Source organism: Formosa sediminum, assembly GCF_007197735.1.
Classification (GTDB): domain Bacteria; phylum Bacteroidota; class Bacteroidia; order Flavobacteriales; family Flavobacteriaceae; genus Formosa; species Formosa sediminum.
Genome location: NZ_CP041637.1, coordinates 644,588 through 665,940, shown reverse-complemented (window position 1 = coordinate 665,940; position 21,353 = coordinate 644,588). Strand labels below are relative to the sequence as shown.

The 21,353-nt window shown below is 33.3% G+C and carries 19 protein-coding genes; 5 read left to right on the top strand and 14 right to left on the bottom strand.

Going from position 1 to position 21,353, the window contains the following annotated elements; genetic code table 11:
• Positions 1–5: 5 nt before the first annotated feature.
• From asnS to FNB79_RS02970, 11 genes are all read right to left on the bottom strand, one after another.
• Entirely contained in the window at positions 6–1,439 is a 1,434-nt protein-coding gene (gene asnS / locus FNB79_RS03020; protein WP_143379893.1) for an asparagine--tRNA ligase, read from the bottom strand.
• A gap of 59 nt (positions 1,440–1,498) precedes the next feature.
• On the bottom strand, positions 1,499–3,916 hold the full coding sequence (locus FNB79_RS03015) for an efflux RND transporter permease subunit (protein WP_143379892.1): 2,418 nt from the start codon (positions 3,914–3,916) through the stop codon (positions 1,499–1,501).
• 59 nt (positions 3,917–3,975) lie between these two features.
• The gene (locus tag FNB79_RS03010; RefSeq protein ID WP_246073322.1) at positions 3,976–5,253 is read right to left on the bottom strand and encodes a hypothetical protein; all 1,278 of its coding nucleotides are present in this window, start codon (positions 5,251–5,253) and stop codon (positions 3,976–3,978) included.
• 103 nt (positions 5,254–5,356) lie between these two features.
• Entirely contained in the window at positions 5,357–5,914 is a 558-nt protein-coding gene (frr, locus tag FNB79_RS03005; RefSeq protein WP_143379891.1) for a ribosome recycling factor, read from the bottom strand.
• A 43-nt stretch (positions 5,915–5,957) separates the two neighbouring features.
• Entirely contained in the window at positions 5,958–6,665 is a 708-nt protein-coding gene (pyrH, locus tag FNB79_RS03000) for a UMP kinase (protein WP_143379890.1), read from the bottom strand.
• Positions 6,666–6,831: 166 nt separating this feature from the next.
• Positions 6,832–7,797 carry a translation elongation factor Ts gene (tsf, locus tag FNB79_RS02995; RefSeq protein WP_143379889.1) on the bottom strand — a complete coding sequence of 322 codons (966 nt, stop codon included), beginning with the start codon at positions 7,795–7,797 and terminating at the stop codon, positions 6,832–6,834.
• A gap of 100 nt (positions 7,798–7,897) precedes the next feature.
• On the bottom strand, positions 7,898–8,671 hold the full coding sequence (rpsB, locus tag FNB79_RS02990; protein ID WP_143379888.1) for a 30S ribosomal protein S2: 774 nt from the start codon (positions 8,669–8,671) through the stop codon (positions 7,898–7,900).
• A gap of 202 nt (positions 8,672–8,873) precedes the next feature.
• Positions 8,874–9,260: a 30S ribosomal protein S9 gene (rpsI, locus tag FNB79_RS02985; protein WP_143379887.1), complete on the bottom strand. Its 387-nt coding sequence runs from the start codon at positions 9,258–9,260 to the stop codon at positions 8,874–8,876.
• Complete coding sequence (gene rplM, locus FNB79_RS02980; RefSeq protein WP_143379886.1) at positions 9,260–9,715, bottom strand: 50S ribosomal protein L13; 456 nt, start codon at positions 9,713–9,715, stop codon at positions 9,260–9,262. The genes rpsI and rplM overlap by 1 nt, the downstream gene beginning before the upstream one ends.
• Before the next feature lie 216 nt (positions 9,716–9,931).
• Positions 9,932–10,480 (bottom strand): hypothetical protein, encoded by a 549-nt coding sequence (locus FNB79_RS02975; RefSeq protein WP_143379885.1) that lies wholly within the window; start codon positions 10,478–10,480, stop codon positions 9,932–9,934.
• 125 nt (positions 10,481–10,605) lie between these two features.
• Entirely contained in the window at positions 10,606–11,352 is a 747-nt protein-coding gene (locus FNB79_RS02970; RefSeq protein ID WP_143379884.1) for a hypothetical protein, read from the bottom strand.
• A gap of 168 nt (positions 11,353–11,520) precedes the next feature.
• On the opposite strand from FNB79_RS02970, the gene FNB79_RS02965 reads away from it, so the two are divergent.
• Positions 11,521–11,853, top strand: coding sequence for a DUF2853 family protein (locus FNB79_RS02965; protein ID WP_143379883.1), 333 nt, complete (start codon positions 11,521–11,523; stop codon positions 11,851–11,853).
• Positions 11,854–11,909: 56 nt separating this feature from the next.
• On the opposite strand, the gene FNB79_RS02960 is transcribed toward FNB79_RS02965, so the two are convergent.
• Positions 11,910–12,818 carry an NAD(P)-dependent oxidoreductase gene (locus FNB79_RS02960; protein ID WP_143379882.1) on the bottom strand — a complete coding sequence of 303 codons (909 nt, stop codon included), beginning with the start codon at positions 12,816–12,818 and terminating at the stop codon, positions 11,910–11,912.
• Between the two features lie 91 nt (positions 12,819–12,909).
• The gene (locus tag FNB79_RS02955; RefSeq protein WP_143379881.1) at positions 12,910–14,160 is read right to left on the bottom strand and encodes a porin family protein; all 1,251 of its coding nucleotides are present in this window, start codon (positions 14,158–14,160) and stop codon (positions 12,910–12,912) included.
• 468 nt (positions 14,161–14,628) lie between these two features.
• Here FNB79_RS02955 and FNB79_RS02950 point away from each other — a divergent pair, with 468 nt between their 5' ends.
• Positions 14,629–15,189 carry a type 1 glutamine amidotransferase domain-containing protein gene (locus FNB79_RS02950; RefSeq protein ID WP_143379880.1) on the top strand — a complete coding sequence of 187 codons (561 nt, stop codon included), beginning with the start codon at positions 14,629–14,631 and terminating at the stop codon, positions 15,187–15,189.
• A 129-nt stretch (positions 15,190–15,318) separates the two neighbouring features.
• Positions 15,319–16,110 carry a tryptophan-rich sensory protein gene (locus FNB79_RS02945; protein WP_143379879.1) on the top strand — a complete coding sequence of 264 codons (792 nt, stop codon included), beginning with the start codon at positions 15,319–15,321 and terminating at the stop codon, positions 16,108–16,110.
• A gap of 186 nt (positions 16,111–16,296) precedes the next feature.
• On the opposite strand, the gene polA is transcribed toward FNB79_RS02945, so the two are convergent.
• Positions 16,297–19,137: a DNA polymerase I gene (polA, locus tag FNB79_RS02940; RefSeq protein ID WP_143379878.1), complete on the bottom strand. Its 2,841-nt coding sequence runs from the start codon at positions 19,135–19,137 to the stop codon at positions 16,297–16,299.
• 203 nt (positions 19,138–19,340) lie between these two features.
• Between polA and FNB79_RS02935 the strand changes: the two genes are divergently transcribed.
• Positions 19,341–19,937, top strand: a complete 597-nt coding sequence (locus tag FNB79_RS02935; protein WP_143379877.1) for a TetR/AcrR family transcriptional regulator — start codon at positions 19,341–19,343, stop codon at positions 19,935–19,937.
• A gap of 11 nt (positions 19,938–19,948) precedes the next feature.
• A complete protein-coding gene (locus FNB79_RS02930) occupies positions 19,949–21,352 on the top strand; it encodes an aldehyde dehydrogenase family protein (protein WP_143379876.1) in 1,404 nt (467 codons plus the stop codon).
• Position 21,353: the final 1 nt, after the last annotated feature.

Here is a 21,353-nt window from a genome sequence, read left to right as displayed (position 1 = left end):
TAATATTAAAATTCTGCGTTTTGCGGTGTTCTTGGAAACGGAATGACATCACGAATGTTAGACATTCCTGTAGCGAACATTACTAAACGCTCAAAACCTAATCCAAATCCAGAGTGTACTGCACTACCATATTTTCTAAGATCTAAGTACCACCAAAGTTCTTCTTCATCTAATCCTAAAACAGCCATTTTTTGTTTTAAAACCTCTAAACGTTCTTCACGTTGTGCACCTCCAACAATTTCACCAATTCCAGGGAATAAGATATCCATGGCACGAACAGTTTTACCATCTTCGTTTAAACGCATGTAAAAGGCTTTAATATTTGCAGGATAATCAAATAAAATTACTGGGCATTTAAAGTGTTTTTCGACAAGAAAACGTTCGTGTTCACTTTGTAAATCTGCACCCCATTCGTTAATGATATATTTAAACTTTTTCTTTTTATTTGGTTTACTATTACGTAAAATATCTATAGCCTCTGTATAGCTAACACGTTTAAAGTTATTATCTACAACAAAGCGTAATTTTTCGATTAAAGTTAATTCACTACGTTCTGCTTGCGGTTTCTTTTTATCCTCGTCTTGTAAACGTTGATCTAAGAATTCTAAATCTTCAAAGTTGTTTTCAAGAACATAGTTAATTACAGATTTCATAAAATCTTCTGCTAAATCCATATTTCCAGCAAGATCCATAAATGCAACTTCAGGTTCTATCATCCAGAATTCAGACAAGTGTCTAGAAGTATTAGAGTTTTCTGCCCTAAATGTTGGTCCAAAAGTGTATACTTTACCTAAAGACATCGCATAGGTTTCTGCTTCTAATTGTCCCGATACAGTAAGATTTGTTTCTTTACCAAAAAAATCTTCAGCAAAATTTACATTTCCATCTTCTGTAAGTGGTGGGTTTTTAGCATCTAAATTAGTGACACGAAACATTTCTCCAGCACCTTCTGCATCACTTCCTGTTATAATTGGAGTGTGTACATAAAAGAAACCGTTTTCGTTGAAATATTTGTGAATGGCATAAGATAGGGCAGAACGTAAACGCATTACAGCACTAAATGTACTGGTTCTGGTACGTAGGTGTGCATTTTCTCTTAAAAATTCGAAAGAGTGTTTTTTTGGCTGTATAGGATAAGTTTCAGGGTCTGAATCGCCTAATATCTCTATAGATGATACTTTAATCTCTACAGACTGTCCTTTACCTTGGCTTTCTGCTAATTCTCCTTTTATATGTACAGCTGCACCAGTTGTGATGCGCTTTAGTATGTTTTCGTCTGTATTTTCGAAATCGACTACACATTGAATGTTTTGTAATGAAGAACCATCGTTTAAAGCAATAAAACGGTTAGCTCTAAATGTTCTTACCCAACCTTTAATGTCTACTTCTTGTAAAGTAAAGTCTTGTTTTAATAATTCTGAAATTGTACTTGGTTTCATTTTAAATATTTTTAAACATGCAAATATAATTCTTTATACACAGCATGGTTTAATTGTTGTTATAGTTTTTCTTCATCTTCGTCTTCATCTTCGGTTTTGTCATTATCTTCTGGGATAATATTAATTGTAGGTTTTTTTAAGACTTCCTTATTGGCAATATTACGTTCTAATGATAATAATAAAGATGGTAAGAGTAGTAAATTAGATAGCATAGCAAATAATAACGTAACAGATACCAATCCGCCTAAGGCTACAGTACCACCAAAACTTGAAATCATAAATACAGAAAATCCAAAAAATAAGACCGTAGAAGTATAAAACATACTTACTCCAGTTTCGCGTAAGGCACCATAAACGGAACGTTTAATTTTCCAATTATTAGCTTGTAATTCTTGTCTGTATTTAGCTAAAAAGTGAATGGTATCGTCTACAGAAATTCCAAATGCAATACTAAATACGAGTATAGTAGATGGTTTTATAGGTACGCCTAAATAGCCCATAAGACCAGCGGTAATAAGTAAAGGTAATAAGTTAGGAATTAATGAGATTAAAATCATTTTAAACGATCTAAACATATAAGCCATAAATAAGGCTATTAGTAAGATGGCTAAGGTTAATGAGATGGCTAAATTTTTAACTAAGTATGTGGTTCCTTTCTGGAAAACTAAAGCCTTTCCAGTCATGACAACTTTATAACGATCGTCTGGAAATAACTTGTCTATTTTAGTTTGTAACTGATCTTCTATACCTTGCATCTTGTCTGTACCAATGTCTTTCATAAAAGTTGTAATACGCGCATATCGCCCTGTGCTATCTACAAAACTTTCTAGCAGATCGGTATCGTTAGAAGAGTTTTTGGCGTAAGACATAATAAAACTACTCTCTTGAGAAGTTGGTAGTTGGTAATATTTTGGATTTCCGTTATAGTATGCTTGTTTAGAATATTTTACTAAACTAACAATTGAAATAGGTCTGGATAATTCGGGTATATCTATAATGGCTTCTTCAAGTTCGTCTATTCGTTTTAAGGTACTTAGTTTCATGACGCCCTTTTTACGTTGCGTATCTACCATTAATTCTAAAGGCATTATACCATCAAATTCTTGTTCAAAAAACTCTATATCTTTAAAGAAAGGTGCTTTTTGAGGCATATCCTCTAGTAGACTCCCGGAGATTTTAATTTGATAAATACCAATAATACTCACGGCTAATAATACAACTGCAGACATGTAAATAGAAATGCGTCTGTGTCTAACCATTTGTTCCATCCAACCCACAAAAGCACCTATCCAACGCTTGTTTAAATGTTCTAGATGGCGTTCTTTAGGGAAAGGTAAGAATGTATATAGTATAGGAATAATAAGTAAACACAATATAAAAATGGCAATGATACTTAAGGACGCTACAATCCCAAATTCTTTAAGCAATTTACTTTCGGTTAAAATAAAAGTTCCAAAACCAGAAGCTGTGGTAATATTTGTCATTAAAGTAGCATTACCTACTTTGGTAATGACACGTTGTAAGGATTTTACTTTATTACCATGAGATTTAACTTCTTGCTGATATTTGTTGATTAAAAAAATACAGTTTGGTATACCTATAACAATAATTAATGGCGGAATTAAAGCCGTTAATACTGTTATTTCATATTTTAAAAGACCAAGTAAACCAAGAGTCCACATTACTCCAATACACACAACTATAAGGGAAATAAACGTCGCTCTAAACGATCTAAAAAAGAAGAAGAAAATAAGTGAGGTTACTAATAATGCCGCGCCTACAAAAAGACCAATTTCATCTACTATATTTTGTGCATTTAATGTTCTTACATAAGGCATTCCAGAAATATGGACGTCTAAGCCTGTTTCTTTTTCAAACGTTTCGATTTTAGGGATAAGTTTATTCATCACAAAATCTTTTCGTGCAGGTGTGTTTACTACATCTTTATTCATGTAGATTGCTGTACGAATAGTTTTTGTTTTTTTGTTGAATAAGAAATTATCGTAAAATGGATAGTTTTCAAACAACTCAGTTTGTAACGTATCTACTTGTTGGGATGTCGTTAAAGAATCGGATATAAAAGGCTTTAATGTAAATTTTTTAAGACTATCATTTTTAATTAATTTTTGTAAATCTTTTATAGAGATAACAGCATCTACTTCTGAAGATGACTTAAAACTTTCCGAAAGTTTATTCCATGCATTAAGTTTATCAACTGTAAAAAAAGTACTGTCTTTTATTCCTAAAACAATAAGATTTCCTTCTTCACCAAAAATATCTAAGAATGTGTTATACGTTTTATTTACTTCGTGATGGTCTGGTAATAAATTAGCTTCTGTATAGGTAAAGCGCATGTATTTCCATTGCGTACTTAAAAAAATAGTAGCTAGAATAATAAGAACTAAAATGGTAATCTTATTACGTAAAATTAATCTCGCAATGCGCTCCCAGAAGCCTGTTGTGAATAGTTTAAGCATAAGTATATTAAAGAACCGCAAATGTAGAAAAAAGCTACGTATTACTTTAACCTAAACTATTATAATGTAACGTTAAATGTAAACTTTAAGGCAAAATTATCTTCTAGTTCTGGTAAATGATAAGCACCATAACGGTATGTTAAGCTAAGTCCGAAACCAAATATTAATTGATTTAATTCAAATCCAGACTCTAGGTATCCTTTATCTAAGGTATCAAACTCTATACCTTGGTGTCTGTATTTGTTTTTCATGTCGCCAATTGCAAAGCGGGAGAGTAAAACCAATTGGGGTCTTGAAAATGTTGAATAGTAAAAAGGTTTAAAGTAATGTTTAAATTGTACGACTGAAAACATGTCTGAAAAAAACTCGTTAAAGTACATGGTTTCAAAACTATTAAGACCAGCAACAGAAAAACGTTGCATTATGGTAGCCTTATTAATATTGTTTGGATAGGCGTGATATAAATGTGTAAGCGGTGCATCCCCAATAGCAATTCCTGTAACCAAATCTATTTCGCTATGAGATTCTTTATTATAAATAAAGTGGTAGGTAGATTTAAAATCTACTTTATGAAAACTGAAATCTCCAAACTCAGGGCCATTAAAACCTTGCGTGTATTGTAACGTTAATTTGGGGTAACCATTATGAGTTTTTTTATGCTCGTTTTCGGTAGGTTTATAAATGTCAAACGGACTCCAATACAAGGCAACCTTGGCCATGCTAAGGTTGTAATTGGTGTATATGCCCTCATCTGTTATAAACCGATAATCAAATTTTGGATTTATCTCACTCGAAGAGTATTGTATTTCTGAATTTAATTTGGGGCCGAAATCGTGTTGAAGAGATGCTGATTTGGTTTTATGATGATAAAATAAACTAATATTAAGTAAACGGGGTTCGAAGAACTGGAAGATGCGTTTATCTGTTAAAAAATGTGTGCTAGCTGTTTCTTGCAAATCGTCTGTGTACGATGCATTAAACCAGGTATTATGTAATTTATTTAAGCGTAAACCCGTACCAATGCTATACTTGTATTGTGCATCTTTAAATCCGTATACCGCATAACCGTTAATTCTAAATTTATCTGATAAAGCATTACTTGTGGTGCCTCCTAAACCGGTTCTGAAGCCTTCGTATTGGTTATATTTGACCAGATATCTTAAATCTAAATTAAAATATTTCAAGGGGATATATCCGTTACCAATATGGTGTACAAATTCTGCTTTTTTTGCTGCTTTTATACTGTCTTTTGCTTCACTAATATCTTGAGCAATAACTTGAGCTCTACTTAAATAAATAGAGCATAAAAGTATTAAACTTAGATAAAATTTAAGCATATAAGGAATGGGGGTAAATTAAACGCTCATAAAATTAAGTCATTAAAACAGTGAAGTAATATGGCATTAGAATAAAAAAAGCGACTTAGTTGTCGCTTTATTTTTAAACAGTCATAATTTCTTTTTCCTTGACTGCAAGCACATCGTCAATTTTCTTGACATATATATCGGTAAGTTTCTGCACCTCTACTTCAGCGATTTTCTTTTCGTCTTCAGAGACATCATCTAACTTTTTAATATCGTTGTTAGCCTCTTTTCTAGCGTTTCTAACCCCAATTTTACCATCTTCAGATTCTGCTTTAGCTTGTTTTGCTAAATCACGTCTGCGTTCTTCAGTTAATGGCGGAACATTTATTATAATCATATCACCATTATTCATAGGATTAAATCCTAAGTTGGCAATCATAATAGCTTTTTCAATTTCATGAAGCATGTTTTTTTCCCATGGTTGTACAGAAATGGTTCTACCATCTGGTGTATTTACATTGGCTACCTGACTTAAAGGGGTTTGCGATCCGTAGTAATCTACCATTACACTACCAAGCATAGCAGGACTTGCTTTACCTGCGCGTATATTTACAAATTGTTTTTCAAGATGTCTAACGGCAGCGTCCATGGCTTCTTTGGTAGAATCTATAATAAATTGAATATCTTCATTCATGGTTTTAAACTTTACTGTGATATAATTTTAACAAAAAACTAAATTAAACATTTACTTCTGTCCCGATATTTTCTCCAGAAACCACTTTTAGTAAATTTCCCTTGGTGTTCATATCAAAAACAACAATTGGTAGGCTATTTTCTTGACTAAGAGTAAATGCTGTAGTATCCATAACTTTAAGCCCTTTCTTTAAAACGTCGTCGAAAGAGATGGTGTCAAATTTAACGGCATTACTATCTTTTTCAGGGTCTGCAGTGTAAATACCATCTACACGTGTCCCTTTTAAAATAACATCGGCTTCAATTTCTATAGCTCTAAGTACAGCAGCAGAATCTGTAGTAAAATACGGATTTCCTGTTCCTCCACCAAAAATAACTACGCGACCTTTTTCTAAATGGCGCATGGCTTTACGTCGTATAAAAGGTTCTGCAACTTCGTTAATTTTTATAGCGGTTTGCAGACGTGTAGGAATTCCTGCATCTTCTAAGGCACTTTGTAAGGCTAACCCATTAATTACTGTAGCTAACATACCCATATGGTCGCCTTGTACACGATCCATACCGTTACTTGCTCCGGCAACACCTCTAAAAATATTTCCGCCTCCAATTACAATGGCGACTTCTACACCAGAGTCTGTAATGGTTTTTATGTCTTTAGCATATTCGGCCAAGCGTAAAGGGTCTATACCGTATTGACGTTCGCCCATTAAAGCCTCGCCTGATAATTTTAAAAGGATGCGTTTAAATTTCATAGTCTGTTTTATAGAAGTTGTGCAAAATTACATAAATTTTTTAAAATCTATGATTAAAATTTACTTTCGTAATTGTTGAGAATTACTCAAAAAAAAAAGTCATTAGCTCTAGAGTAGAGTAATGACTTTTAATGTTTTTACTGAAAAGATATCAGTATATTTTATATTATCCTAAAGCAACACGTGTAAATCCTGTTACAGAAATACCGTCGAAAGACTCTACATATTTACCAACTTTAACTTTTTCGTCTTTGATAAAGTTTTGGTCTAATAGACATTGTTCTTGGTCTAAAGTAGTGTTGTCTGAAATGAAACGCTCCATTTTACCTGGAATAATTTTATCCCAAATTTGTTCTGGTTTACCTTCAGCTTTTAATTCTGCTTTAGCATCTTCTTCAGCTTGCGCTAATACTTCAGGTGTAATTTGAGCCATAGAGATGTATTTAGGTACATTTTTTAATGTTTTACCTAAACGTGCTAATTCGATATTATCTTTTTCGATTACAGCAATTCTAGCTTCTGTTTCTGAAGCTACGAAAGCAGGATCGAAATCTTTGTAAGATAAAGTTGAAGCTCCCATAGAAGCTACTTGCATTGCTAAATCTTTAGCTAATACTTCGCTTTTATCAGTAGCAGCAGAAAGTCCTACTAAAGCAGCGATTTTGTTAATATGTACATAAGAACCTACGTAAGGAGCTTCTAATTTAGAGTAATCTTTAATCTCTAATTTTTCACCAATAACACCAGTTTGTTCAACTAATTTATCGGCAACAGTAAGACCATCGATATCTGCAGCTAAAAGTTCTTCTTTAGTGTTAACAGTCAATGCGATATCAGCAATTTTATTTGCTAATGCAACGAAGTTTTCGTTTTTACCAACAAAGTCAGTTTCACAACCTAATACTATAGATACACCTACAGTGTTAGTATCGTTTACTTTTGCTACAGCAGCACCTTCACTAGAATCTCTATCTGCTCTGTTTGCAGCAACTTTCTGTCCTTTTTTACGTAATACATCGATCGCTTTATCGAAATCTCCTTCAGCTTCAACTAACGCTTTTTTACAGTCCATCATTCCTGCTCCAGTAGCTTGTCTTAGTTTGTTTACCTCTGCGGCTGTTACTTTTACCATAATTTCTAAGTAATATGAGTTAAAAAAAGTCGTTCAATTATTTTTCTGCAAAGAAAAGAACTAAACGACTTATTTATGTTATGTAATGATTATTTGTTGTTTATTCCTCTTCTTCAGTACTAGTTGCTTTCGCTTTAGCAGCAGAAGGTTTGTCAGCTTTCGCTGCATCTTTAGAATCTTTATCAGCTTTACGCTCAGCTAAACCATCTGCAATAGCACCAGTTACGTGAGATAATACTTTATCGATAGATTTAGAAGCATCGTCGTTTGCAGGGATCACGAAATCAACCTGACGTGGGTCAGAGTTAGTATCTACCATTGCAAAGATTGGAATGTTTAATTTTTGTGCTTCTTTAATCGCGATATGCTCACGCTTAATGTCTACTACAAATAAAGCTCCTGGTAAACGCGTCATGTCGCTAATAGAACCTAAGTTTTTCTCTAACTTAGCTCTTAAACGATCTACTTGTAAACGTTCTTTTTTAGATAAGGTCATGAATGTACCATCTTTCTTCATTCTATCAATAGAAGCCATTTTTTTAACAGCTTTTCTAATAGTTACAAAGTTAGTTAACATTCCACCAGGCCATCTTTCAGTAATGTAAGGCATGTTAATTGCGCCAGCTTTTTCTGATACGATGTCTTTAGCTTGTTTTTTTGTTGCAACAAAAAGGATTTTACGTCCTGAAGCAGCGATTTTGCTTAAAGCTTCACCAGCTTCATCAATTTTTGCTGCAGTTTTGTATAAATTGATAATATGGATACCATTACGTTCCATATATACGTAAGGAGCCATGTTTGGATCCCACTTACGAGTCAAGTGACCAAAGTGTACACCTGCTTCTAGTAATTCTTTTACTTCTACTTTTGCCATTTTGTAATAGTTTACGTTCTGTTGAATTAGCAATGTTCCATTGGGCTTAAGCATTATGCTTTGGGCTGTTGGCTGCATTTAGATGCTAAACTAAATCCGGTTTTTACACTCGGACAACAATAACTTATTTTTAAATTTTAAAACATTCAACCAGATTGAGAGTGCTAACAAGCGATTCTCAATCGAGTTGAGGATGATAATATTAACGTTTCGAGAATTGGAATTTCTTACGCGCTTTCTTCTGACCGAATTTCTTACGTTCAACCATTCTAGGGTCTCTAGTTAATAAACCTTCTGGCTTAAGAATTAATCTGTTTTCTGCATCTAATTCGCACATAGCACGAGAAATTGCTAAACGGATTGCTTCTGCTTGACCAGTAATACCACCTCCATATACATTTACTGTAATATCAAAGTTGCCATCATTGTTAGTCATGGTTAAAGGTTGGTTTATTTTGTACTGTAAAGTTGCAGTACTAAAATAATCCGCCACGTCTTTTTTGTTCACTGTTATCTTACCTTCTCCTTGGGCAACATAAACACGAGCAACAGCCGTCTTTCTACGGCCAATTTTGTGAATTACTTCCATTATTTGAATTCGTTTAAGTTGATTGTTTTTGGTTTTTGAGCTTCATGAGCATGAGCTGTACCAGAAACAACAGTTAGATTACGGAATAAACTTGCACCTAATTTGTTTTTAGGTAACATTCCTTTTACTGATTTTTCTACTAACCTTGCTGGATCTTTTCCAAACAATTCTGTAGCAGTTAAACTTCTTTGACCACCTGGATAACCTGTGTGACGAATGTACGTTTTGTCATTCCACTTGTTTCCTGTTAAGTTGATTTTTTCTGCATTAATAACTATTACGTTATCTCCGCAATCAACGTGTGGTGTGAAATTAGGTTTGTGTTTACCTCTAATAAGTTTTGCAACTTTAGAAGCTAAACGACCTAAACTTTGACCTTCAGCATCAACTAAAACCCACTCTTTAGTAACAGTAGCTTTGTTGGCTGAAATCGTTTTGTAGCTTAATGTATCCACACTAATTAATTTTATTTATTAAACATTCCTCTCTTAAAAAGAGTTTGCAAATTTACGATAATCTATTTGATTACCAAATAGTATGACGTAAATTTTATTTACTGAGCGTCAGTTATTTAATTTGTGTTTAAAAATTAACAGTTTGTAATGTGATCTAAATTATAATTTACAACCTATACTTTTTTGTAATATTAAGAGTTGTAAGTAAATTTTAGATTACTTAATAACGGTCTTTATTTTTTCGTTAGAGAACGGAACTTCTATGCCTATTACAAATTGCCAGCGTGTAAATTTAGCCTTAGAATCTAAGTGTGTAGTAGTTCCAATAGTATTGGTATTAAATTCTAATGGATTTGATGCGGGACCAGATCCTCCGGCGTAAGTGACACCCAATATGGTGTTTGCCCACTTTAATTTCCAGTCTACTCCAAAACTAAAATGTAAAAAGTCGTCGCCTATACTAGAACCTTCGTAATCGGGATTAGATAAATCTAAAATGTTTGCGTTAGTTTTAAATCCGTTAAAGTCTGTAGAAAATGCTGCAAACGATTTTAGTGTTTCATTTATAAAAAGTTCTGAACCTGCACCAAAGTTAAATACGGATTTTCTGCTTTCATTAAAATGCATAACAGTTAATTGATCTGCTCCTAAATCTAGTGAAGGTAAAGCAATACGCTTATATGTAGATATGCCACTTACATAGTCTATATTTATATGGATTTTATTTTTATCTAGCGGAATTCCTGTGCCTATAGAAATAGACAAAGGTTCTTTTCGTTTGGCATTTAATTGTTCTATATCGTAATAATAAAACGATCTTGTCCTGCACCTAAGCCGGAAACAGCATCTTTATATGTAAAGCGTGCATCATTAAAAATTTCTAAATAAGGTTAACTAATGTTTAAACCAATATCTGCTTTTTTTAAATTGTAATTGGCTCCTAGTTTAAAAATAAATCCATAAGACTGTTGGGTGAAGCCCACTATTTTTTGATATAAGGCAGTACTATCATCTTCTAATTTAAGTGTATGACTTAAAGTGCTTCCTTCTGTAAACTTGTAGGCCGATCCAAACATAGATATTCCAATGCTTAATCTGTCTCCAAATTTTTTAGCCCAAGTTAATCCCATCCATTCGTCTCTAATTTTAGATTTTAAATTATAAGCTCCTAAATAATATTGGTTGTTTGGATAGCTTATATTTAAATTGTTACCTGGGGTATTTGTAGTGTAATTAATATCTGAATTTGTGTCTATACGAGTAAGAAATGAATAGGCAAAACGGGTTCCGAATAAATTAAACGTTGCACCGGCCATGGACGGTACACCATCAAAATCGTTATTAGATACTTTAGACGATTCTCCAAATGTATTAGTTAATGATATTGAAGTAAACTGATAAGCTTTGGCATTTATAGCAAACCCTGTATTTTCTAATTCTGTAAGTCTTGCCGGATTATAATATGCTAAACCTAAATCTGTAACACTTCCGGTTACATTTCCGGAAAGTAGCATGGAGCGGTTACCAAAATTGTTAAACTTATAACTAGCTTGTTGTCCAAAACTTATGTTTTGAAACACTAGTAGTGTATATCCAATATATAAAACAGTTGAAAGGTTATTACGGTTTAAAAGCAATTCGCTTATGTTTTAATAGGTTATGAGTTTCATGAAACACAAATATAAGTTTTCTTAAATAGTATTTTTTATAATTAATTTAGACGAATATAAAGCACTTTAATAAATATTTTTTTAACTTACTGACATAATAATTTAATGAATCAATAATTTTTTAAAATTTAAACCATGAGTGATCTTAAATCAAAATTAGCTCAATTAAAAGAAACAGCTTTAAAACAATTAACCGATTGTGGAGTAAGTAACATAGATGAAGAAAAACTAGAAGTATATGTTAATAGTTTAAAAACTATGGTGAACAATAAAGATGCTGTTTTAGTATCTGGTACAGATGCTTCTGAACTAGAAACTGTTCGTCGTAATTTTGTAGAAAAAAAATTAGGCATTAAGGATAAGGAAAAAGCAATGGCTGCAATTGCTAGTGTGGCAGAAAAAATGTCGGCTATTAAAATGAAAAGTAGGCCAGCATTTTATTACTTAGTATCTGAAGCGTTGAGTTAATTTTACATTTTTATATAAGTATAAAGCCATCCTAAAAGGATGGCTTTTGTTTTTAGTTAGGTATTTAAATACGAATCAATATTTGCTAAAACTTTTTCACTCAATCTTACAAAAGCTTGTTGCGTTCTTCCAGATGATACTCCAAAGCAATTTACATTAGGTAATTTTAAAAGATCCTGATTACCTAAGGCTTCAAAAGTATCACAAAAAAATGCGTTATCTGCTTCTAACCATTTTATAAAAGGGTTGTCATCCCAAGCAGGAGATAGTCCGGTATTGAATAATATTTTATGGTTTCCTAATTTAGAAAATTCATAGTCGTGTAATAAAATGGTGTTTTTGTTCAGACAAGTTATAATAACTTCGTTAGTTTCTAACAAGTGGTCTAATGGTAAAAACGTATAACCTTTAGCTTTAGCCTCTAGTTTTTCGCTTCTTGAATAATAAGAAATTTTAGCACCAAAAAAATGTAAACCGTCTGCAATCATACCTCCAGATTTGCCCAAACCTACAATGCCAACTTTTAATCCTGTAATTTCACGAGGTATGCCACTCCAAGGTTGTCTTTGTACACCGTTAGCGGTTGTGCCAAAACCATGTAAACAACGTACCAGCTCGCTAATCACATACTCTACAACACCTTCGTCTCCGTAATCCCGAATACCTGTTACAGTAATTCCTTGCGAATTGGCATAGTTAATATCTACATTGGCACTTTCTGGAGTGTATAACGAACAACACATACCAATGTATTTAATATTGGGGCATTGTTCTAGGATGTCTTTAGTAAGTGTTGTAGTATAGCTTAATAGCACAGCATCTGCATTACCAATGCGTTTTACAATCTCGGTATCGCTAGTTGGTTTGTCTGTGTACAGTGTTAGGGTTTCTGAAAACGATTCTAGTTTCTTATTGGCAGATGGAATTAATCCTAAGGGTTCTATTCCTATTATTTTTTTTAACATGATATTCTTAATTCTATTTATGTATGGTACACTATTAATCTGATTTTCTTTTAGTATTCTGAATTAAAAGCGGCTGTGTTTTTTTTTACTATTATATTTTATAACTCAAGAGTACGTATAATCTATTGATTTTAGAATCAAATTGAGAAAAGACTCCTTTAGAAAATTTGTATCTTATATCTAATCCTATGTTTTGGTAGGTTATTCCTGTTCCTAGTGAAAATCCAAATTCAAAAGTACTTGAGTTTGGTGTTGCTTCAGCTTCTGTTATAATTACATTAGAGTAGTTGTGGCGTTCTGCTTTTAAATAGTTTTCATCACTTATTACAAAACCACTAGATATTCCACCGTTTAAAAATACAGATAATTTACCTAACGGTTGCGTGTAACGTAAAAGGTTATTTAATTCTATAAATGTATGTCCAATTTCAGAATTGTATGAGGAATACGTGTCTGTGGTATCGTAATCTATATAGGTGTTTTTCGTGCTGTAAGACGTGTATAATAATTCGTTATGGATAGACCATTTGTTATTGTTTTTAGGAAAGACAATATCTAGAAATAATCCTGCTGCTAAATTGGTAGATGAGGCATAATCTCCATTTAAATAGATACTGTGTTTTTCATTATTAAACTTTAGATTAGTGTTCGTAATTCCTGCAACAATACCAAATTCTAGCGCTGTTTTTTCCTTCGTACTTTTAAAGTCTATTTCTGAACCTATACATTTATAATATTTTTCAAAAACAGAGGTTAAGCTTTCTTGTGTGTAAGTTGCATTATTAATTTGTGATTGGATGTTTTTACAATCATTAAGATAAAAAATTAGTTGCCCTTTGTATTGGTTATTTTCTACAATATTAATAGTTTCCTTTAAGTAGGTTTTATGTGTTAGGAGTATAAATTTATCATTCTCTTTGATATAAAAATTAGTTTTATTGTGCTCATCTTTATAGTAATAAAGGCTCTTGTTCCCGTTTATTAAAACTTTTAGAAACACGTCTCTTTTTTCTAATTTTAAATTTGCATCATTTTTTAAATTTTGAATATCTCTAGAGCTTATTTCTATATCTACAATTGCGCTTATATATGCATTGTCTTGCGCGTTAAAATATTTTATAGACGAAGTGTCGTATATAATTGGATTTTGATTTAATTCCTTTTTAAAGGTTATTTCTTTAGGGTTTGTTTTCCAATCTTTAATATCGATATAACCAGAAATCGTGTCTCCTGTAGTTGAAACGACGTAGCCAGATAAGAAATTTTCTTGAGCTGAAGATATATTAAAAAACAGAAAAAAGGACAGGGGTAAAAGGATGAATTTGAATATAGGTGTTTTCATTTTAAATTTGGGTTAGTTTGTCCCTAAAGATAATTATTTACGAGCTCATTAGCTGTATGGAATTTAGATTTATGTAACCTATTATAAACTTACAATATGTCGTTTTCGCTTCTATATTTAAAGACATCCATGTTAGTCTAGCTTATGGGGTTTTTGTTTTAAATTCTAATTAGTAAAATTTGCATTTTATTTTTTCTGAATGTGTTTATATCTACAATTACCATAACTTTTTCTGCTTAAATATTGATAAGTATAGGTTTAGAGTTGTCGGTATATAGAAATAGTCATTTTATGGAGTGACTTTTTTATTTGCGTTCACTTTTTTATCAAACGCATCAATGCAAGCGCGTCATGTTTTTGACCTTTGTAATACACAAAACGAAAGGATTATATGGTCGAATTGTTTTTTAGTACTCCTAAATAAATACTCCCTATCGTAAAGTTTAATACATATTAGAAAGAATTAAAATGGAAAATTTAAAAGATAAGACTGTTGCTATTTTAGCAACGAACGGATTTGAAGAAAGTGAATTAAAATCGCCTAAAGATGCTTTGTTAGAAGCAGGGGTAGAAGTACATATCGTATCTTTAGAGTCTGGAGATATTAAAGCATGGGCAGATGGTAATTGGGGAGACAGTTATAAAGTTGATAAAACCTTAGATCAAGTATCGCAATCTGATTATAACGCTCTTGTTCTACCTGGTGGTGTAATAAATCCAGATTTACTACGTCGAGAAGATAAGGCTGTTAGTTTTGTAAAGTCGTTTTTTGAAAACCATAAACCGGTAGCTGCTATTTGCCATGGACCGTGGTTATTGGCAGAAGCAGATGTGTTACAAGGCCGAAAAGTAACCTCTTTCCATTCTATAAAAACCGACATTATTAATGCTGGTGCAGAGTGGGTAGATAAAGAAGTTGTTGTAGATCAAGGTTTAGTAACTAGTCGTTCGCCAGAAGATTTACCAGCTTTTAATGCAAAACTTATAGAAGAAATTAAAGAAGGTAAGCACGAGACGCAAACCGCCTAAAGCAAAGTGCTCTTAGTACAATAACTTAAAGGGTTAGATTTTATAAGGTCTAATCCTTTTTACTATACAATTACAAGAAGATAAATATTAAGTGAGATTATAATAGTTTTATATTATAAATTGATAGGTATGAAAACACAACTACAAATAGCAAATGCATTTAGTTTTACAGGTATGGTTATTTTAAACTATCTCTCTAATACAGGCATATTAAATAATACTACAATTGGTGAAGTTTCTAAACATTACACGACTTTATTTACTCCTGCTAGTTACGCGTTTACTATTTGGGGTATAATTTACTTGTTAGTACTGGGGTTTATTATTTATCAAGGGCGAGGATTGTTTACCACAGTAAGAGACGATGATTTTGTGTTACAAACAGGTTGGTGGTTTGTGTTATCGTGTATTGCTAATTGTTTATGGATTGTGGCATGGATTTATGAATATACCTTGTTATCTTCTGTATTTATTTTTGTATTACTCTTTGCGTTAATCCAAATTGTTTTAAAAAATAAAATGGAATTGTACGACGCTCCAATTTCTGTAATTGCTTTTTTGTGGTGGCCTTTTGTAATGTATAGCGGTTGGATTACAGTAGCGAGCATAGCCAATGTATCTGCCGTGCTCGTAAAATACAATTGGGATGGCTTTGGACTCTCTCCAACCTTTTGGGCATTGAGTGTTATTGCTATTGCTACAGCTATAAATTTAATCGTGACTTGGACACGTAATATGAGGGAATTTGCTTTAGTAGGAGCTTGGGCATTAGTGGCTATTTATGTGGCTAACACCAATACAAATGCTATTGTCGCCAATACAGCCTTAGGTGCAGCAATACTTTTAGTGCTAAGTAGCTTGTATCATGGGTATAAACATAGAGAGACAAACCCGATATCAAAACTTAAAGTCTTTTTTTAATAGGTAGATTTTTTTTATTTTTAAGTAAAAAATATTAACGGTATAGTTAAATATTATTGAATAATATCTCGAGGCTATTGTAAATATTAATAAACCTTAAAGGGTAATTTCTTTAAGGTTTATTAATATTTGTTTTTAAAAATATATTATTTAATCTCGATATAACTAAAGTATGTTTTGTTCTGTTTAATGTGCCTCCAACCAGTTATCGCCTGTGTCTAATTCAACATCTAAAGGGACATCGAGTTTAAACGCATTTTCCATTTCTGTTTTAACCAGTGTTTTAATGGTTTCTAATTCTGGTTTATATACGTCGAACACCAATTCATCATGCACTTGTAATAGCATTTTGGTTTTAAACTGACCTGCCTTTAATTTTTCATGAATATTAATCATGGCTAGTTTTATAATATCGGCAGCACTTCCTTGAATAGGGGCATTTACGGCATTTCGTTCTGCGGCTCCACGAACTACTGCATTTCTGGAGTTGATGTCTTTTAAATAACGTCGGCGGCCTAGTACGGTTTGTACGTAGCCGTTATCGCGTGCAAAATCGACCAACTCACTCATATAGGTTCTCAGTTTTGGGTAGGTTTTGTAATAGGTATCAATAAGGTCTTTAGATTCGCTTCGCGACAGATTGGTTTGGTTGCTTAATCCGAAAGCCGATACGCCATATACAATCCCGAAGTTAACCGTTTTAGCATTGCTACGTTGCTCTCTTGTTACGTCTTTTAAATTGACACCAAAAACTTTGGCTGCAGTCGAGGCATGAATGTCTTCGCCATTTTTAAAGGCTTCAATCATGGTTTCTTCCTGACTCAATGCGGCAATAATACGAAGTTCTATTTGGGAATAATCGGCAGCTAATAACGTATAGTCTTCATTTCTAGGGATAAAGGCTTTACGCACTTGCCGACCACGTTCGGTACGAATTGGAATATTCTGTAAATTCGGGTTGTTACTACTTAAACGTCCGGTAGCGGCAACGGTTTGCATATAATCTGTATGCACGCGACCAGTAGACGGTTCTACTTGTAACGGTAAAGCGTCTACATAAGTGCTTTTTAATTTAGCGAGTCCGCGGTAATCTAATATATGCTGAATAATATCGTGGTCTTTTGCTAAGTACGATAAAATATCTTCGGAAGTCGCAAACTGTCCAGATTTGGTTTTTTTAGGTTTGTCTACCAGTTTCATTTTGCCAAATAAAATATCACCCAATTGTTTAGGCGATGCGATATTGAACTCTTCGCCAGCCGCGGTAAATATGTTGTCTTGCAGGGTTGCAATATCGTTGTTTAAGGCTGTAGCTAACTCGTTTAAAAAAGGCACATCTAAATTAATACCTTCCAATTCCATGTCGGCAAGCACGCGAAGTAGAGGTATTTCGATATCATCAAATAATTTTTGGGTATTAGCCTGGCCCAATTCATTTTCAAAATGCTCTTTGAGTTGTAAGGTAATATCAGCATCTTCAACCGCGTATTCCGTTTGTTTATCTAGAGGCACTTGTCGCATAGATAACTGATTTTTTCCTTTTTTACCAATAAGTTCTGTAATGGTTATTGGCGTATAATTTAAATAGGTTTCTGCTAAAACATCCATATTGTGTCGCATATCCGGATTAATAAGATAATGCGCTAACATGGTATCGAAGAGTTTACCTTTAACCTCTATGTTGTATTTGGCTAAAACTTTGATATCGTATTTTAAATTCTGACCAATTTTTTGAATGTCTTCCGACTCGAAAAACGGTCGTAATTGTTCGATAAGCTCTTGAGCTTCGGTTTTATCTTCTGGACATGGTAAGTAAAATCCTTTTCCGGTTTCCCAAGAAAAAGCAATTCCTACTAATTCTGCAGTAAGCGGATCTAAACCCGTAGTTTCTGTATCGAAACATACACTGTTTTGCTTCATTAGATTTTTAATGAAGAGTTTTGTTGCCATGCCAGTTGCTACGCTTTGGTAAAAATGAGGTGTAGTTTCTGCCGTTTTTCTTTGATTAGGGTATTCTGAAGTTGTGTCTGTTTGTGTTGCTGGGTCTGCGCCAAATAAAGAAAATTGTCCGGCGCCAGCAGTAGATGTTTCTGTCGTTGCAGGTGCAGCTTGAGATGCAGTTTGTGCATTTGAAGTTTCGGTTTGCACTGTAAATATTTTTTCAAAACTATCTGCAAGGCGTCTAAATTCTAAATCTTGAAAAATGTTTTTTACCGCCTCGATATCAGGATGCGACATCTCGAAATCTTCAGCATCAAACTCTACAGGAACATCTAACATAATAGTGGCTAATTTCTTAGATAATAATCCAAGTTCTTTAGCAGCCTCTACTTTCTCTTTCATTTTTCCTTTTAGCTCGTGGGTATTGGCTAAAAGATTTTCCATACTACCGTATTGGGCAAGGAATTTTTTGGCTGTTTTTTCGCCTACACCAGGAAGACCAGGAATATTGTCTGATGAATCTCCCATCATTCCTAAGTAATCTATAACTTGTTCTGGGCGTTCTATTTCAAATTTTTTCAAAACTTCTGGTATCCCCCAAGTTTCGTACCCACCACCAAACACAGGACGATACATAAAAATATTTTCAGAGACCAATTGGGCAAAATCCTTATCTGGGGTTACCATAAAGGTTTGGTAGCCTTCCAGTTCTGCTTTTTTAGCAAGCGTTCCAATAACATCGTCTGCTTCGTATCCTTCTTTAACCATGATAGGAATGTGCATGGCTTCTAAAATATTGCAAATATAGGGAATGGCAATTTTTATAGCTTCTGGTGTAGCATCGCGATTGGCCTTATAAGCCTCGAACATTTCGGTGCGTTCGGTACTACCGCCTTTATCAAAACATACAGCCAAATGGTCTGGGCGTTCACGTTTAATCACGTCTAATAAAGAGTTTGTAAACCCTAAAATGGCTGAGGTATCAAGACCTTTAGAATTAATTCTTGGGTTTTTTATAAAAGCATAATAGCCACGAAAAATAAGGGCGTATGCATCAACTAAAAATAGACGTTTTTGTTCTGACATGATTTTGATTTTACTAGAATGTCAAAACTACAAAAAAAGGTGTGTTAATTAGAATTAAAATAGAGAACCAATAGTTTTAAATGAGAATTTATATAATGTATTAAAAATTAACTCTTTTCTATATTTATTAAATTTAAGTCCGATGCTTTTACGCTTTATTATGTATTTTTATTTTTTTCAAATATTAAAGTAGAAACGCGTAAATGAGCAGGCGAGAGTTAAATAAAAAAGAGAAACGTGAACGTATAATTAAAGCATCACTAAGTTTGTTTTCAGAACAGGGTTTAGAAAACACATCTATTAGTGATATTGTTGAAAAAAGTGATATTGGCCGCGGTACTTTTTACAATTATTTTAAAACACCTAAAGATGTATTTTGTGAGATTTTAGATGAATTGAATTGCAAAATTAATTTCGAAGTAAAACAAGCTCAAGTTGGACTAAAGACCGCGTACGAGTTTTTGTATGCCTCTTTTAAAGCGTATTTAGATTTGGTGAGTACCGAGGATATGATGCTTTTTCATAAAAATAATCAGAATCAAATTAGAAGCATTTCATATGGTAGTGAGAGTATATTAAGTTTGGTGCTTAATATGCAAGAAGATTTAAAACGATTTCCCGAAGTTGCATTTGCAGATAAAAAATATTTTAAAATGTTTAGCTTGATTGCCATATCTTCGGCTTCAGAATTATTTGTTTGTTTGCATCACAATTATTTTGATGCTTCTAAAGAAGAGATGGCACACTTTTTAGCAAATGTATTTGTAAATGGTTTAAAAAATTATTCGGCCTCCTCCTAAAACTAATTTGTATGAAGACTAATCGGTTTCAAAGTATTTTTGATGCACAAAAAGCAAATCAGTTTGCTGTTGGCAATACAACCTATAAAGTACGTATAGCCAAATTGAATGCATTACAACACGCTATAGAAGTCGATTATAAGCAAGCGATTAGAGATGCCATTTATGCAGATTTTAAAAAGCCTTTTTTAGAAACCGATTTAACCGAAATTTATCCTATTCTAGGAGAGATAAAACATGTAAAATCGGAGTTAAAAGAATGGTTGAAACACCAAAAGGTGCAAACTCCATTGGCGTTACTAGGTTCGTCGTCTTGGTATAAATACGAGCCTAAAGGTGTGTGTTTAATTATTTCGCCATGGAATTTTCCGCTTAATTTAACCTTTGGTCCTTTAGTGTCTGCTATTGCAGCAGGAAATACGGTTGTTTTAAAACCTTCTGAGCTCACGCCGCATACGTCTAAAGTTATGGGTGAAATTATAGCGAAATTGTTTCCGGAGAATGAAATAACATTGGTTCAAGGCGAAGTAGAGGTATCTACAGCTTTGTTAGAGTTGCCTTTTAATCATATCTTTTTTACAGGTTCTCCGCAAGTCGGGAAAATAGTTATGAAAGCAGCCTCGAAGCATTTAACCTCAGTCACGTTAGAATTGGGTGGTAAGTCGCCAACAATTATAGATGAGACGGCTAATTTAAAAGCTGCTGCTACCAGAATTGCTTGGGGGAAATTTGTAAATAATGGACAAACCTGTATTGCTCCGGATTATGTTTTAATAGACGAACGCGTAAAAGAGGAGTTTTTAGAGGCATTTAAAACAGTGGTTAGTTTGTATTACGGTGCAGATGCATCGCAATCTAAGTCGTATTCTAGAGTTGTAAACGACAAACATTTTAAGCGCCTTCAGGGACATATAGAAAATGCAAAACAACATCAAGCAACGATAGAGTTGGGTGGTCAGGTTCAGGATTCCGAAAATTATATAGCGCCAACAGTAATCTCTAATTTAGCTGAAGAAGCTTCATTACTAGAAGAGGAAATATTTGGTCCTATTCTGCCAATTAAAACTTATACTAATATAGAAGAGGCTATAAATTATATCAATTCAAAAGAAAAGCCTCTAGCACTTTACATATATAGTAAAAATAAAAAGCAAATCCAGTTTATTATAGATCATACCCGGGCTGGAAGTACATGTATAAATACCAATGTGTTGCAATACAGTAACCATAATTTACCTTTTGGAGGCAGTAATAATAGTGGGCTTGGTAAGGCACATGGTATTTTTGGCTTTCAGGAATTCTCAAATATGCGTTCTGTTTTAAAACAACATACCAAGAGTGGGATTGAATTTTTATTTCCGCCTTATACTAGTTTAAAACAAAAATTAGTCGATTTCACCTTAAAGTGGTTTTAAA

Bases quoted from the DNA above. Each gene is read 5' to 3' on its own strand.
- asnS (WP_143379893.1), bottom strand. From the start codon at position 1,439: ATGAAACCAAGTACAATTTCAGAATTATTAAAACAAGACTTTACTTTA.
- FNB79_RS03015 (WP_143379892.1), bottom strand. From the start codon at position 3,916: ATGCTTAAACTATTCACAACAGGCTTCTGGGAGCGCATTGCGAGATTA.
- FNB79_RS03010 (WP_246073322.1), bottom strand. From the start codon at position 5,253: ATGCTTAAATTTTATCTAAGTTTAATACTTTTATGCTCTATTTATTTA.
- frr (WP_143379891.1), bottom strand. From the start codon at position 5,914: ATGAATGAAGATATTCAATTTATTATAGATTCTACCAAAGAAGCCATG.
- pyrH (WP_143379890.1), bottom strand. From the start codon at position 6,665: ATGAAATTTAAACGCATCCTTTTAAAATTATCAGGCGAGGCTTTAATG.
- tsf (WP_143379889.1), bottom strand. From the start codon at position 7,797: ATGGTAAAAGTAACAGCCGCAGAGGTAAACAAACTAAGACAAGCTACT.
- rpsB (WP_143379888.1), bottom strand. From the start codon at position 8,671: ATGGCAAAAGTAGAAGTAAAAGAATTACTAGAAGCAGGTGTACACTTT.
- rpsI (WP_143379887.1), bottom strand. From the start codon at position 9,260: ATGGAAGTAATTCACAAAATTGGCCGTAGAAAGACGGCTGTTGCTCGT.
- FNB79_RS02965 (WP_143379883.1), top strand. From the start codon at position 11,521: ATGAGTGATCTTAAATCAAAATTAGCTCAATTAAAAGAAACAGCTTTA.
- FNB79_RS02960 (WP_143379882.1), bottom strand. From the start codon at position 12,818: ATGTTAAAAAAAATAATAGGAATAGAACCCTTAGGATTAATTCCATCT.
- FNB79_RS02955 (WP_143379881.1), bottom strand. From the start codon at position 14,160: ATGAAAACACCTATATTCAAATTCATCCTTTTACCCCTGTCCTTTTTT.
- FNB79_RS02950 (WP_143379880.1), top strand. From the start codon at position 14,629: ATGGAAAATTTAAAAGATAAGACTGTTGCTATTTTAGCAACGAACGGA.
- FNB79_RS02945 (WP_143379879.1), top strand. From the start codon at position 15,319: ATGAAAACACAACTACAAATAGCAAATGCATTTAGTTTTACAGGTATG.
- polA (WP_143379878.1), bottom strand. From the start codon at position 19,137: ATGTCAGAACAAAAACGTCTATTTTTAGTTGATGCATACGCCCTTATT.
- FNB79_RS02935 (WP_143379877.1), top strand. From the start codon at position 19,341: ATGAGCAGGCGAGAGTTAAATAAAAAAGAGAAACGTGAACGTATAATT.
- FNB79_RS02930 (WP_143379876.1), top strand. From the start codon at position 19,949: ATGAAGACTAATCGGTTTCAAAGTATTTTTGATGCACAAAAAGCAAAT.